This window comes from Massilia sp. PWRC2 (assembly GCF_049896725.1).
In the GTDB taxonomy this organism is placed as follows: domain Bacteria; phylum Pseudomonadota; class Gammaproteobacteria; order Burkholderiales; family Burkholderiaceae_D; genus JAFCUW01.
Genome location: NZ_JAFCUW010000001.1, coordinates 1 through 14,864 on the forward strand (window position 1 = coordinate 1; position 14,864 = coordinate 14,864).

General features: G+C 59.5%; 10 protein-coding genes and 2 pseudogenes. 9 read left to right on the forward strand and 3 right to left on the reverse strand.

Annotation, left to right across the window (positions count from 1 at the left end):
• From ACP7BZ_RS00005 to ACP7BZ_RS00040, 8 genes and pseudogenes are all read left to right on the forward strand, one after another.
• Nucleotides 1–124, forward strand: a pseudogene (locus ACP7BZ_RS00005) (IS481 family transposase); the annotation flags it as partial.
• A 133-nt stretch (nt 125–257) separates the two neighbouring features.
• Nucleotides 258–596 (forward strand): annotated as a pseudogene (locus tag ACP7BZ_RS00010) (IS4 family transposase); the annotation flags it as partial.
• Nucleotides 597–599: 3 nt separating this feature from the next.
• The gene (locus ACP7BZ_RS00015) at nt 600–1,526 is read left to right on the forward strand and encodes a choice-of-anchor Q domain-containing protein (RefSeq protein WP_426109596.1); all 927 of its coding nucleotides are present in this window, start codon (nt 600–602) and stop codon (nt 1,524–1,526) included.
• Nucleotides 1,527–1,713: 187 nt separating this feature from the next.
• Entirely contained in the window at nt 1,714–3,024 is a 1,311-nt protein-coding gene (locus ACP7BZ_RS00020) for a glycosyltransferase family 4 protein (protein WP_426109597.1), read from the forward strand.
• A complete protein-coding gene (locus ACP7BZ_RS00025) occupies nt 3,017–4,216 on the forward strand; it encodes a DegT/DnrJ/EryC1/StrS family aminotransferase (protein WP_426109598.1) in 1,200 nt (399 codons plus the stop codon). Before ACP7BZ_RS00020 ends, ACP7BZ_RS00025 begins: the two co-directional genes overlap by 8 nt.
• Nucleotides 4,213–4,809 carry a sugar transferase gene (locus tag ACP7BZ_RS00030; RefSeq protein ID WP_426109599.1) on the forward strand — a complete coding sequence of 199 codons (597 nt, stop codon included), beginning with the start codon at nt 4,213–4,215 and terminating at the stop codon, nt 4,807–4,809. The genes ACP7BZ_RS00025 and ACP7BZ_RS00030 overlap by 4 nt, the downstream gene beginning before the upstream one ends.
• A gap of 4 nt (nt 4,810–4,813) precedes the next feature.
• Nucleotides 4,814–5,422 carry a hypothetical protein gene (locus tag ACP7BZ_RS00035; protein ID WP_426109600.1) on the forward strand — a complete coding sequence of 203 codons (609 nt, stop codon included), beginning with the start codon at nt 4,814–4,816 and terminating at the stop codon, nt 5,420–5,422.
• A gap of 15 nt (nt 5,423–5,437) precedes the next feature.
• Entirely contained in the window at nt 5,438–6,622 is a 1,185-nt protein-coding gene (locus tag ACP7BZ_RS00040) for an acyltransferase family protein (protein ID WP_426109601.1), read from the forward strand.
• 482 nt (nt 6,623–7,104) lie between these two features.
• On the opposite strand, the gene ACP7BZ_RS00045 is transcribed toward ACP7BZ_RS00040, so the two are convergent.
• Nucleotides 7,105–9,387 (reverse strand): polysaccharide biosynthesis tyrosine autokinase, encoded by a 2,283-nt coding sequence (locus tag ACP7BZ_RS00045; protein ID WP_426109602.1) that lies wholly within the window; start codon nt 9,385–9,387, stop codon nt 7,105–7,107.
• A 19-nt stretch (nt 9,388–9,406) separates the two neighbouring features.
• On the reverse strand, nt 9,407–10,657 hold the full coding sequence (locus tag ACP7BZ_RS00050) for a polysaccharide biosynthesis/export family protein (RefSeq protein WP_426109603.1): 1,251 nt from the start codon (nt 10,655–10,657) through the stop codon (nt 9,407–9,409).
• A gap of 275 nt (nt 10,658–10,932) precedes the next feature.
• Between ACP7BZ_RS00050 and ACP7BZ_RS00055 the strand changes: the two genes are divergently transcribed.
• Nucleotides 10,933–12,924: an ATP-binding protein gene (locus tag ACP7BZ_RS00055; protein ID WP_426109604.1), complete on the forward strand. Its 1,992-nt coding sequence runs from the start codon at nt 10,933–10,935 to the stop codon at nt 12,922–12,924.
• 63 nt (nt 12,925–12,987) lie between these two features.
• On the opposite strand, the gene ACP7BZ_RS00060 is transcribed toward ACP7BZ_RS00055, so the two are convergent.
• A complete protein-coding gene (locus ACP7BZ_RS00060; RefSeq protein WP_426109605.1) occupies nt 12,988–14,856 on the reverse strand; it encodes a TonB C-terminal domain-containing protein in 1,869 nt (622 codons plus the stop codon).
• Between the last annotated feature and the right edge of the window lie 8 nt (nt 14,857–14,864).

Here is a 14,864-nt window from a genome sequence, read left to right on the forward strand (position 1 = left end):
CCACCACATTCCGCAGCGCGCTATCGGCTCCAAAACGCCAATTCAAGCGCTGAAGGAATGGCAGCAGAAAAAACCAGAGTTATTCGTTAAACGCGTTTATGACCAGGCGGGACTTGACACTTAGCCAGCCAATTAACTAACTCCAACATGGCTTCACGACTCAATATAGGAGCACATTCAGTGCTTGCCAAGCTTATAGCGGTATTATTGATGGGGCAGCCTCTAAAACCAAGTGCAACACCCTTTGCTGTAAGGTGCTGTCAGCCATCGATCGCATTGAGCGGGCGCTGGCGCTATTCATGATCGGCGCCTGGCGGGTGGCCTACCTGATGCGCATAGGCCGGACCTGCCCGGATCTGGATGCCGCTCTATTCTTCAACCCCGATGAAATTCGGGGCGCGTATCTGCTCTCGAAGAAGCCTCAGCCGACCGAACCGCCGCGCCTCAACGAGGTGCTACGATTGATCGCCCAGCTCGGCGGCTTCCTTGGCCGCAAGAGCGACGGCGAACCCGGCGTCAAGACGATCTGGCAAGGATTGCAGCGCGTGATGGATGTGGCCACTGCATTACAGTCGATGCGCGAAGGGCACGGCTGAGTTGTGTATAACGATATGACTTATACTGGCAATGTGGTCACGGCACGAGCGGGTAGCTCTAGTGGGCGAGTTCGCTTCGTATCCGATACCAAGTGGGGTGCAAAAATTATCGGCACAGGCACCGAAGCGCACTGGACCAACAACGGCAACTTCGTCGATGTGTCTGGTTTCGACATCAGCGGCCCAGGCCGCTTAGGCATTTTAAACTACGCTTCGAATACCCTCATTGAGGGCAACCATGTGCACGACTTGAAGGTGGGCGGGGGCTGTAACGGTAGCGGGGGCGCCGGTATCGTCGATGCCAATTACAATGCCGCCGACGCCGATATTATCGGCAATGTGGTGCATGACATAGGTGTTCCGGGCAAGTGCAATGGCGTGCAGGGAATTTATCATTCTAATTTGCGCGGAAAAATCATGAATAATATTGTTTACCGCGTGTCAGCCTGGGGCATCCATTTATGGCACGCTGCAAACAATGTTGTGATCGCCAATAACACGGTGTTCAATAATGGATCAAGCAATATGGGAGGCGGGATCGAGGCGGGTTCCGGCGACAGTCCGGGCGGCATCATATTGAACAACACCAGCATTATCAACAATATCGTGTACAACAATCCCGGCGCCTCTATTGCTCAGTATTGCTACACGGGTGCGAGCTGTATTGGATCTTCGAATCTCACCGCCAATAACCTGGTTTATGGGAATGGCCGCGGCATCAGCCTGCGCGTCGGCAGCGCAACGGGCACGGTTACTGCTGATCCGAAATTCATCAATTATCAATCGAATGGCTCGGGCAACTATCGCTTGCAAAGTGGCTCGCCGGCAATCGATAAAGCATTGACGAAGGCAGCGCCAGCTTACGATATCGACAGCGTTGCTCGACCGTTCGGTGGCGCCATCGATATTGGTGCCTACGAAAGCTTTTAAGTCATCTCCTTTCAGTAAATCAACCAGAAACATCCGCTGCTGACACGCCAGTGGCGGATGTTTCCGTCTACGCTATCTGATTTTTACCCGCTGCGCGTGCGTTTGCGGGGCTTCAATACGTAATGACTTACGCTTGATATCGTCGACAAGTGGCTGTAATACAGCGCTTCGAACCGACAGGTATCCCTTGAATATTCTGCTGATCAACCATCATGCTGGCTCATTGCAGCACGGAATGGAATATCGCCCCTATTATCTGGCTCGGGCCTGGATTGCGTTAGGGCACCGCGTTCGCATTGTTGCCGCAGATCATTCTCATGTACGGCGAGAAAATCCTTGCTTGAATAAGCGGAGCCGACTTGACCAACAAATCGATGGCATTGAATACACCTGGCTAAATACGCCCGGTTACACGGGAAACGGCCCGGCGCGTATTCAGAACATGCTCATTTTTCTGTTCAGGCTACATTATTTTTCAACAGCGCTGGCCCGCAGCTTTCGTCCCGACGTTGTCATCGCATCGAGCACCTATCCCCTGGATATTTGGCCCGCATACCGCATTGCCCGCCACGCCGGTGCGCGCCTGCTGTTCGAATTGCACGATCTTTGGCCGCTTTCGCCCATCGAACTGGGCGGATACTCACGCTGGCATCCTTTTATCCAAGTACTGCAAGCCGCGGAAAATTTTGCATGCCGCAACTGTGACGCCATTGTGTCAATGCTGCCCAACGTACGTGGCCATCTGGAAGCGCATGGGATGGCGCCTCACAAGCTGCATATCATTCCCAACGGTACCGATGCCGCAGAATGGCGCGACGCGCCTGCCCCCCTTTCCGAAACTGTCGCCAACACATTTTGCCAACTGCAAAAGGCGGGCTTTTTATTGGTTGGTTTTGCCGGTGCCCATGGTTTGGCGAACGCCCTCGATACCCTGCTCGATGCAGCCCGCCTGCTAAGCGAAGTGCCCGTGCGGTTCGTTCTGGCAGGGTCGGGTCCGGAAAAGTCGAGGCTGCAGGCGCGTGTGCGTGACGAGCGATTGAACAGTGTCATCTTTATCGACGCTGTCGCCAAAAAGCAAATTCCGTCGCTGCTGCGCGCATTTGATGTCGCTTATATCGGTTTGCAACGTCAACCATTATTCAGGTTCGGCATCTCACCCAACAAATTGATCGACTACATGATGGCCGGCTGCCCGGTGCTGCAGGCAATTGAGGCTGGCAATGACCCGGTCGGGGAAGCGCGCTGTGGCTTAACAGTCGCGGCCGAAGATCCCGAAGCAGTCGCCGCAGGCATCCGTACCTTGCTTGCCATGCCGCCGGCCCAGCGCAAGGCGATGGGGCGCAATGGAACCCGATTCGTCCTCGAGAACCTGACATACGACGTGCTGGGCAAACGTTTTTTACACGCATGCGTTTCTCAGCGACAGCGCAACGTGAGTTCAGTAAGTTCGCTCGCTCCCAACAACTCCTCAACCTCGATCGGAAGCAGCCATGAATGACCGCGCCCCGGACTTGCTCACCACTACACCTTTCCTGCCATTTGCCTTACCGGACATCGGCGAAGAAGAAATTGCGGAGGTGGTAGCGTGCCTGCGCTCAGGCTGGGTGACGACGGGTCCCAAAACCCGACAGTTTGAAAGTGATTTCGCTGCGTACCTCGGCGGCGGCGTTGAAGCGGTTTCAGTCAACTCGGCGACAGCCGGCCTGCATCTGGCGCTTGAGGCGCTCGGCATCGGTGCGGGCGACGAAGTCATCGTGCCCACCATGACGTTTACTGCAACTGCGGAGATCGTCCGCTATCTCGGCGCCAGCCCAATACTGGCCGATGTCGACGGCACTACACTTAATTTGACCGCCGATGCCATTCAGGCGGCGATCACGCCGCGTACCAAGGCGGTCATTCCCGTCCATTATGCGGGGCTTCCGTGCGACATGGATGCGATTTTGTCGGTGGCGGCGGCGCATAACTTGCGTGTCGTCGAGGACGCCGCTCACGCGTTCCCCACACTGTATCGATCACAACTGGTGGGCACGCTGGGCAGCGACGCCACAGTGTTCAGCTTCTATGCCAATAAAACCATGACCACCGGCGAAGGCGGCATGGTCGTCACGCGCGCGCCCGAGCTGGCTGCACGCGTGCGCATGATGCGTATTCACGGCATTCGTCAGGACGCTTTTTCCCGCTATACGGCCACCACACCGTCCTGGTTCTATGAAGTGGTAGCGGCCGGATACAAATACAATCTGACCGATATCGCCGCAGCGATCGGCGTACAGCAGCTACGCAAGATCGATGCTTTCCTCAAACGGCGCCAGTTACTCGCCGCAAACTATGCAGAGGCACTTGGCGACCTGCCACTGGTACTGCCGGCCGATGCCGACATCGCCAGCGGAAGCCGCCATGCCTGGCACCTGTACGTTATTCGACTGCGGGACGATGCCGCTATCAGCCGCGACGCATTGATTTCACGCTTGTGCGAACTCGGCATCGGCACCAGCGTGCATTTCATTCCCTTACACCGTCACCCTGTATGGCGAACCATTTGTCACCGCGCCACTAGCGAGTTTCCGGCGGCAGAAGCGAGCTTTGCATCAATGCTCAGTTTGCCCTTGTATACCAGGATGAGCGATGCAGATCAGCGACGGGTCATCATGGCGCTGCGTGCCACCCTCAGCGGCCAGATGGTATGAGCAAGCGCCTGTTCGATGTGATGGTTTCTACGGTCGGCCTGCTGTTGCTCGCGCCGATGCTAATGCTCATTGGTATTTGGATTCGCTGCGATTCTCCAGGGCCTGCACTGTTCCGTCAGCAACGGGTGGGTCGGAATGGTTCCTTATTTTTTATCTACAAGTTTCGCACCATGCGCATTAGCAATGGGAACGATGCGCAACTGACGGTGGGACGCGACCCCCGTATCACGCGCGCCGGCCACTTTTTGCGTGCCTATAAAATTGACGAGCTGCCGCAGTTGCTCAATGTGTTACAAGGTTCGATGAGCCTGGTAGGACCGCGTCCTGAAATAGCCCGTTATGTCGCCTGTTACCCGGAGGCAGTGCGCCGCGAGGTGCTGTCAGTGGCGCCTGGCATGACAGACTGGGCTTCGATCAAATATCGTCAAGAAAATGCCCTGCTGGGTCAAACAAGCGACCCGGAGCAGATATACCTCGATGAGGTCCTGCCCATCAAGCTCGCTTTTTGCCAGCGCTATGTTCGCGAACGAAATTTCTGGATGGACTTGCACATCATCGTTGCCACCCTGGCGGCCCTGATACGCACGCGTTAATGCCATGCCGTGGAATTACGTCGTCCACCTTGGCGATTTACCACTAACTCTGGCGGCTGCAGCGGCCATGTCGGTGTGGATGATGACGTCGCGTCTTTGGCGCCTGGCGGTTTGCTGGACCCTCCTGTTCCTGACCGCAATCATGCTGGTAACGGCGAGCAAGATTGCGTTTCTTCTCTGGGACGTGGGTTCTCAAGCCATCAATTTTTCTGCGCTCAGTGGTCACGCCACTGGTGCCACCGCTGTCCTTGTCGTTTTTCTTCATTTGGTAATGCAACGATTCGATGGGCGATTTGGCAATGCCGGGATTGTTGCGGGTTTGTTACTCGGCGGTTTGCTTTGCCTTGCTCTGGTCGTGCGTCATGAACATACCATTGCAGAAGCGGCTGCCGGGTGGCTTGTGGGTGCGCTGGCCGGCGTGGGCGCTATCCGCCTTGCCGGTCAGATATACAAGCCCAGCAGCACCTGCGGCACCCACTGCATCGTCGGCGCCTTCCTGGTGTTTGTATGCGCCGTCGCGCTACTTCGCCAATTACCACTTGGCTACCTCATCTGGCGCTGCGCTGCAGTCATTGCTAGCCAGATCACAAGTTTATCAACTGCAAAATTTTAATTTTATGAGGATGCGATGAGTACGAATCTTACAGCAACAAAAATCCCTGATCCGTATTCAAGCGCTCAGCAAGACAGTTGGGGGTCCGCCCTGATTGCACTGGTACGCGCGCTGGCAGCGATTGAAGTGGCGGCGGCCCACCTGCGCGCCATATTTTACCCAGGCATGCGGACGATTGCCGATCCGTCACTGTGGTACCAGGGTTTTGCATTCATTACGGGATTTGGCCACCAGGCGGTGTTGCTGTTTTTCGTCATCAGCGGCTGGCTTGTCGGCGGCAGTTTGCTCGATAAATGGCAACAGAGCGGTGCGATTGCCAACTACGCTGTCGATCGCTTGACCCGCTTGTGGACCGGCCTGATTCCCGTCTTCATCTTGTCGTTGCTACTAAGCCTGAGCCGGGGTGAACTGGACACCAGCACCATCGACTATACCTCTCGAGGCGAATTTTCCGCACTGACTTTCGCCGGCAATCTAATTGGATTACAACTCATTAGCGTGCCCGCCTATGGCGGCAATTTCGCGCTCTGGAGCCTGTCGAATGAATCCTGGTACTACCTCTTATTTCCCTTGCTCGTTCTCATGTTTCGCGCGGACCGGCGCAGCGTCCGCGTGATGGCGGCGTTGACAATCTGTGCCTTGGCAATCGCGCTTCCACCGGTCCTGCTTTTGTATTTCATTATCTGGCTGTTGGGCGCCGCAGCGTCACGCGTTCAGATTGATTGCAGCAGCCCAATGCGCGCCATCGTAATCTTCATCGCGATCATTGCCTCATGCTTTTGTCGTCTGAAAGGCTTGAACGATGACATATCGATGGCAGCCTTTGTCCCTGACCTGGTGCTTGGGCTGTTGTTCTTGCTCGTTTTGTGTAGTTTGCAGAACTCAGCGGCGCCAACCTTTCCAAGCTTTGTACTTCTGGCCAAGCTCGGCCGCTTTTTCGCTGAATTTTCCTTCACGCTTTATCTCATTCACGTACCGTTGATCTACGTCTTGAAAATTGTTTGCCACAAAACTCTTGGTGTCGGACAGTTTTCGCCACACGACCCTCTTCACATCGGGGTGTATATCTTGATGCTGTGCTTCCTTGTCGTGTGCGCCTATCTGTTCTACCTGCTGTTTGAGGCACGCACGCCACAGATTCGCACATGGGTCAAACGCAAGCTGTTGCGCCCAGTGCAGCGCCAACCCATGCCAGTATGAGCCACAATCGACACCGCGCTTGATACGAACCATGCATGCTGCAGCCCGATAATCGAAGCCGCAAGCGAGTAGGCAACTGAAAGCCCGCTTGCCACCGCATAGAGTTCTGTACATGGGGCGCGGGCGGCATGTAGTGCCGGGCTCGCTGCCCGTTGCTGCCCGATCTGCTCACCCAATGGCAAGCTGCGTTGCAGCGCCGAACACCCAAGCATATTGCCTGCGCCGACGCACCAATGCGCCGATGCGCCAATGCGGCCATGCACCGACACGCCGGCCCGCCGGCCCGCCGGCCCGCCGGTCAGTCGATCATGGATTAGCGCCGTGTGTCAACGTGAGTTGAGAGTAACCAGGCGCGCAAGAACAAACGGCGAAGCTCCAAAAGAAGCGCTCGCACAAGGCGGCAGGTTTGTGCGAGCGCAACCGAACATCGAGCCGATGCGAGCGCGCCGGGACGCGCTCGCAAGGCGTTTTATGCCTGGGTGTCATGCACTCAAGACCCGTTGCTGTGTGTCGTCGCTGTAGTGCATTCGGCGCCTGCCAAGGCGAACGACCATGTCGTTGAACAGCACGCCTTGGGGCGCGATGCCTGCATGGTTGAGCCGCTTGATCGATTCGTTAATATCGCTTTCATTGGTCACACCGGCACGCGTCAAGATGAATACGGCACCTGCGTGCGCTCCGATGATCAAGGCGTCGGCGACCGCCAGGATAGGCGGCGGATCAATCAAAACCAGGTCGTAATTCGCGCTGACGGTAGCAAGCAACTGGGCAAAATTGAGCCGCAGCAGGAATTCCGAACGATTGGGCGGAAGCGGCCCAGTGGCAATGAAGTCGAGGTTGTCGACGACATTTTGGTAGATGATATTTTCTACCGCCTCGGTGCCAGTGATTGCCTTGGTCAGCCCATTTTCCCGATCGACGCCAAAATAGCGGTGCAATTGGCCATGGCGCAAGTCAGCGTCGATCAACAGCACCCGCTTGCCGCTGGTGGCGACCACCGCCGCCAAGTTTGCAGCAATAAATGATTTTCCCAAGTGCCGTGTCGGTCCACACAGCATGACAATATTGTTTCTAAAATGCGGCATCGAAAACTGCAGCGCAGCGCGAAAGCTGCGCAGACTTTCGATTGCCATGTCATCCGGCGCGGCGCTGGCCAGCAAGGGCAGGCCGGCGCCACCATTGCGTCCCTTGCGCGCCAGTTTATCCTGGTTGTCGCTGTGTGGAATGGTGGCGTACACCACGCGTGCGCGCAACATGCGCTCGATTTTTTCGGGCTCATCAATGCCACTGCGAATGGCTTTGCGGGCAAACGCCAGCACGATACCCAAGAACAGGCCGATCAACGCGGCCAGGGTGACAATCAGCGGTCGGTTTGGTCGCACCGGCCGCTCCGGCGCCATCGGGGCGTCGATCAGGCGTACATTACTGACCCGGCCCACCGATATCAAGCGTAGCTGCTGAGCTGTGTTCGACAGCGCCGTGTACAAATCGGTATTGACCTTGATTTCACGGGTCAGTCGGGTTTCATCCTGCTCCAGCGAGGGCAGTGAACGGATGCGCTTGGCGACGTCTTCGATTTCGGCGTCCACCTCATGGCGCTGGCCATTGAGTCCCTTGATGACGGGATGATCTTCGGTAAATCGCGCCAGCAACTCATTTTTTTTCTGCATCAGATCAAGTCGGCGGCTGCGGGCGGCCGCCGCTTGCTGCAGGCTCATACGTGCTTCCTCGCGCAAATCGATGGTGCCGTGCGCGTTACGAAACTGGTTGTAGCGGTCTTCCGACTGTTCAAGTTGCCGTTTAAGGATAGGAAACTGCTGATTGAGAAAGGCCAGCGATTTTTCGGCCTCCTCTGTCTTCCGCGCCAAATTTTGCCGTAAATATTCACGCCCGATCGCGCTGAGCAGCATATTGATACGTTTGGCGTTTTCTCCTTGCAACTTGACCTCGATGACGCCGGATTGCTTGCCCTGTTCAGTGATGAGCATGGCGTTCTGAATACGTTCGATGGTACCGAGACGGGCCATCCGGCGCAGGCGGAACTGGGCGCCGGCGAACGCGTAAATTTGCGTGACCTTCAATTGCATGGTGCCGTCAGCAGTAGGCACCACATATTGCTGACCGACCTGCCCTTCGAAGGCCGGCGTGCCACTGCCACCAGCAAAACGGTAGCGCTCGCCGCTGAGCGCAGTGATAAGAAATTCACGCCCGATCAAGGCATCAGGAACATTAAAGACGCCCGCTTCGAGTTTTTCACCGCCCCACACGTAGCCCCCCCAGCCGAACATGCCGGGCCGCGACAACGCGCCCTTGGAGCGATCGGCTAGCCACGAGCCGATGATGGGGAAATACACGGGCTGCACCTCGACGTACAACTGCAGGTTGTCGACCGCACGAGCAATGACCATACGAGAGCGCAACAATTCCATCTCGGCGATGGCAGCCTTTTTGGTCTCGAACAGGGAAGATGCCTCGCTGAGGATGTTTTTTGACGCATTCGGACTTTCTTCTTCCACGTGGATCATCAGATTGGCTTCGTAGACGGGCTTTGCCAGCAGGGAATAGATCAGCGCGCTGACCGTCAGCAAGGCGGTGATGATGCCAATCAGCCAGCGATTGTCATACACCATATTGAAATACAGCCTGAAGTTGACCGGCGGCTCCTCCGGCGGCAAGTTCGGTCCCGGCGGATCGAGTCGCATTGACAAGGCAGACGCCTGCTGCGTCACATGCGACAGTGAGTGTTGCTCGTTGGGTAGGTCCATAGTGGGGCTCCGACGTCGCTCAAGGCTTGGCAACCGTGGCAGCCGAGGTCAACGCGCCGGGGAAAAGCAGGCTCAGGCTGCGGTTCCAGTTGGCCAGCGGTGACGCCGCGACGAATACCACGTCCTTCGGCGCCAGTTCAAAGCCTTCGGCCATCGCCAGGGCGCCCGTTATGCGAGCGTCAAGCTGATACACGCGGACGTCTTCGCCCGCCTTGCGCACCACGTAGACCTGGCGCGAATCGCCCGACAGCGGGCTGACGCCGCCTGATTCGCCCAGCGCCTCGTTCAGGCTCAGGCGACCGTTATGCATGGTCAAAGCACGCGGCGTGACCACTTCGCCGGTGACAAACACCTTGCTTTCGTCACGCGAATAGACCCGCACAATGTCACCATTGGCGAGCATCACTGTCCCTGGATTGATGCCTTTTTGCACCAGCTCACGCAAATCAATGCGATAACGTGCACTGCCTCGTTCGAGCAGCAGACGGCTCTGGTCAGCCGTTGGCAACAAGCCGCCGGCGCGGTTGAGCGCCTCTGTCAGCGTCATGGGAATATCGTTGATGGCCTGCAAGCCAGGCGCACGTACCTCGCCATCAATATAGACGCGCTTGCTGCGGAACGCCTGCACCCGCAAGGTGATATTCGGGCTGGCAATAAATCGCGATAGCCGGCTCGCCAGTAAATCGCGGGCCTGCTCTTCAGTCAAGCCGACCAGCTTGAGAACGCCGGCAAACGGGAATTGCACCCTGCCCTCGTTGTCGACAACAAAGCCGTTCGGTGGCGCCCCATTCGGACCCAATTCGGCAGCGCCGGTTGCCGGCACCACGACACTGGCGCCCAATTCAGGATGATCCCACACCACGATCGACAGGATGTCGCCGCGACCGATGGTGTAAGCAGGCGGATCGTTGACCACCAACGCGGACAGGTCCTGGTGCGCCGCCGCTTCGCGCTCGGTTCGCTCGGCAGCGATTAATTGCGGCGTGATCAGAATGGTGGGAGGCGGATTGGCGACCGGGATGGCGCTGGCGGGGCTGGCCTGTTGGATTCCCGTCCAATTCGCGCATCCCGATAGCATCGCAATAGTCACGCCCGCCAGCACCCTACGCCATCGTGCCTGCATGCTGAGAGGACAGCATCGTGTAAATATAGCTTGCATAGTAGTTCGCCCATGGTGGCGCTGGTCGCGCCTGTTTGTTACTTTTGACCTTAGCGTTGCCCACCTTGTGGCGCGCGGCGCTAACGCCATCTCACATTGCTGTTCCTGCAATGAACCACCATTGCAACGGTAGAACTCAGGGTAAAGCCTCAGATTGGGTGGGCTTTGGCGCAAATCAAATTGAATGCTCAGCTAAACTGGGAAGTGACAGCGGGGCGACCACTGTGGCGCATTTGGAAATACCACAAGTCGTTCTGCCACCCCAGTTGCCTATTTTGAACTGCCTCGCCGCCATGTCCGTACGTCCGTCTCAGAGCTTGATTGAAGAATGTGCCCACGCAAGTGGACTGTCCCGCCGCAGTGGCGATCCCGGTAGTGACTGCGTGATGCTGGTCAATTTCGCTGGCGAACTCATTGACATCAATGCCAGCAGTGCACGGGTGCTGGCGCTGGGAACCGACGATTTCGCAACGTTGTTACGTCAACCGCTCAGCCAACTATGGCAGGCGGCGGCGCACGATGCCATCGCGGCCGCGCTGGCCATTGCGCGCGCAGGCGGTATCGGTCGCTTTGACACGCCATCGACGACGTGCGCGGGAGCGGCGCGCTGGTGGGATGTCACGATTGTGCCGGCTGGCAGCGGCGATGATGGTGGCGCGCGCCTGCTGGTGCTGGCGCGCGACGTTCTAGAGCAACAGCAGGCGGATCAAGCACTGCGTCGCAGCCAGGCGCGCTACCGTGCGCTCACGGTCGACGCCAAGGTGATTGAATGGGAAGCTGACGGCAGCGGTCAGTTCGACGCCATGCAAAGCGCATGGAGCGCGTTTACCGGGCAGCGCTTCGACCAGTACTGCGGTGATGGCTGGCTCGAGGCGATTCATCCCGACGATCGCGCACGCAGCGCGACCGGCTGGTCGGCGGCGCGGCAGTGCCGCCATGCCTATATCGACGAACACCGTCTGCGCAGCGCCGATGGCCACTACCACCACATGCTGGTACGGGCGGTGCCGGAGGTCGACAGCGACGGTCGCGTGCGCCAGTGGGTCGGACTGCACATGGATGCCGAGGATCGCCGCGGCGCCGGCCGGCAGCTTGACCTGCTCGATGCAATCAGTGAAGCCGGCCGCAACACCGACAGCGTCGACGCCTTGATGGCACTATCGTTGCGCATGCTCGGCGAGCACCTGGGTGTGACCCATTGCGCCTATGCCGACGTCGCCGTCGACAATGAGCATTTTTCAATCCGTCACGACTGGCGGAGCGCCGACGCCAGCAGCATCAACAGCAGCACCAGCACCATTGGCCACCATGCGCTCGCCCTGTTTGGCAGGCGCGGCGCCGATCACCTGCGCGCCGGCCGCACCATGCGCATCGGCGATGTCGACCTCGAGCTGGGCAGCGGCGCCGCCACCGCCTTGTTCAATGCCTTTGCCTGCAAGGCCATCGTCTGCTGTCCGCTGCTCGACAAAGGTCGGCTGGTGGCGATGATGGCGCTGCACCACCATCACCCGCGCAACTGGAGCCCGAGCGAAGTGGCGCTGGCCGAACAGGTCATGGAGCGCTGCTGGCTGCATGTTGAGCGCGTGCGCGCCGCGCAAGCACAGGACAGGGCCGCGCGCCGCCAGAATGAATTTGTGGCGATCCTGGCGCATGAACTGCGTAATCCCCTGGCGCCACTGCGTAACGGCCTGCAGCTGATGCAGCTGGCAGCGGACGACGCCGTGGCGATGGCAAAGGTGCGCGACATGATGGAACGCCAGGTGCTGCAAATGAGCCACCTGCTAGACGACCTGCTCGACGTCGCACGCGTCACCACCGGCCAGCTCGATCTCAAGCGGCGCCACCTCGACCTCGCCGGCGTGCTGGAGGCGGCCGTCGAAACCACCATGCCGCTGATCGCGGCCAGTGGCCACAGCCTGCAGCTCGACATGCCGCAACAGCCATTGCCATTATTTGCCGATCCGCTGCGGTTGGCGCAGGTGCTTGGCAATGTGCTCAATAACGCTGCCAAATACACGCCGCGCGGCGGCCGCATCACCGTATCGGCGCGCGCCGCTGGCGACACGGTGGCGATCCGCATCAGCGATACCGGCCCTGGCATCGCGCCTGCTGCGCATGCCAATTTGTTCGACATGTTCGCCAAGACGGCAGCAGCGATCGGCCGCGGCGATGGCGGCCTCGGAATCGGCCTGTCGCTGTCACGCCATCTGCTCGACCTGCATGGCGGCAGCATCCTGCTTGACAGTAGTTCAGCGGCCGGCAGCAGCTTCGTGATTTGCCTGCCGCTCGAAGCCGCACTGGTGAGCGGCGAAGGCAGGGGCGGCGCCGGCGCCGCCAGCACGCCAGCGCAAACCAGGCAGACACCGGTCGCTCTCTGAACATGGCCGGCCGCGCGGTGAGCTTCAGCGGCACGCCGTAACGCAGCACTTCAACGCAGCACCTCAACGCAGCTCTTCCAGCAGTCGCAAGGTGTCGGTAAAACTCCAGATGCGGCGAATTTCGATGACGTCGTAGCGCGCTGCCACGTTTGGCGGAAATGCCGAATAGCGCGCATTGACAGCGATGATGCGGCGTACCGCCTGGTCGACTTTCGGCTGGCCACTCGACCGCACGATGGTCACCTCGTCGACACTGCCGTCGCTGCGCACCGTCATACTTACCAACGGCTCGATGCGCACGCGGTCGGCGTCTTGCGCGGCAAAGGCGATACCGCCATTGCGTTCGATTTTCAGGCGGATGCTATCGACATACATGCGCAATACGACGTCGCGCTCACCAGTACCGACAGTGACGCGGCGTTTGCCATCGTTATCGGCGCGCGCGGTCGCTCCGCCTGGCGGCACACCACTCAGCAGGTCGATCCCACGCGTCAGTTCGCGCACCCGTTCAGCGGCAGCGCTGCCCAGCGATGGGCGGCCGCTGCCGGTAGCAGCGCCATTACCACCGCCACCGCCGCCGCCAGCACCGGCACCGGCAGCGGCACCGGCACCGGTAGGATTGCGCACTGGCGCAGCCATGCGCTGCGTCGCAGCGTCACGCTCGGCCTGATCGCGCCCGGCCTGCTCGCTTTGCTGTCGGGCGCGCGCCTGCTCCTGTGCCCTCTGCTCCTGTGCCCTCTGCTCCTGTGCCCTCTGCTCCTGTGCCCTCTGCTCCTGTGCACTCTGCTGTTGTGCTATCTGCTGTTGTGCCATCTGCTGGCGTTGGCGCTCTTGCTGTTCGATCTGGCGCCGCTGCTCCGCCAGCCGCTGTGCCTCGATCTGGCGGCGCTGGTCGGCAATGCGCTCTTGTTCGATGCGCTCTTGTTCGATGCGCTGCTGCTCGAGCAGCCGCTGCTGGCTTAGTCGCTCCTGATCCAGTCTTTGCTGGTTCAATCGGGCCTCGTTGAGCTGTTGTTCGCTACGGGCCTGTTCGCTGCGCGCCTGTTCGATGCGCGCCTGTTCGATCCGCGCCTGTTCGATGCGCGCCTGTTCGATCCGCGCCTGCTGCTCGCGCCGCAGTTCGAGCTGCGACCGCTCCTGCGCCCGCTGCAACTCTTCAGCCTGCCGACGCGCATCTTCGCGCCGGCGTTGTTCATCAATCTGGTCCTGTTGCCGTAGGCGTTCGCTTTGCTGGGCCAGCCGCTCCTGCTCGTCGCGTTGCCGCTGCTGCGCCAGCGCGTCCTGTTGCGCTTGCGCGATGGCTTGCGCTGCGACTTTCGCTTCCAGGTGCTGCTGTTCTTGCTGCTGTTCGCGCGCTGCCTGCTCGTCGGCCAACTGCTGCTGCGCCAGGCGCGCCAGTTGCTCCGCCTCACGCTGCTGTGCTTGCTCGTTTTTTTCGGCTTGCAGGGCACCGTCCTGGCGGGCAGCGGCGGCATCACTAACATCCTGCGACTCGGCCGCATCACTGCTATTGCCCGACCCCGGCTGCGGCAGTACGAAATCATTGACCACGCGCTCCTGGCTGATCACAGCAGTGCGGGATGGCGCCGGCACTCTCCGTTTGCTGCCGCCGCGAGACTTTGCCGGCAGCGCTAGTGGCGCGGGGCGCAGCGGCACCAGACGCATACCACTGGCTGGCGCTGCCGCTGCCGCTGATGTTGACGCCGACGCCGGCGACAACGGCAGATCAAGCGCCGGCATCTGCGGCGCCAGCACCACGCGTAATGGCGGCAGTGCCGCCACGCCACCCTGTGCCGCAGGGCCGAAACGCAGCAGTAGCAGCGCCGCATGCAACAGGGCCGACAGCACCACACCCAACAGCAAGCGCAGCGCTGGCCGCTCGCTGCGGCGGTGCCGGCGGACCGCGGTGGCGGGCAGCGTCTGCGAGTGCATGGGCGTGG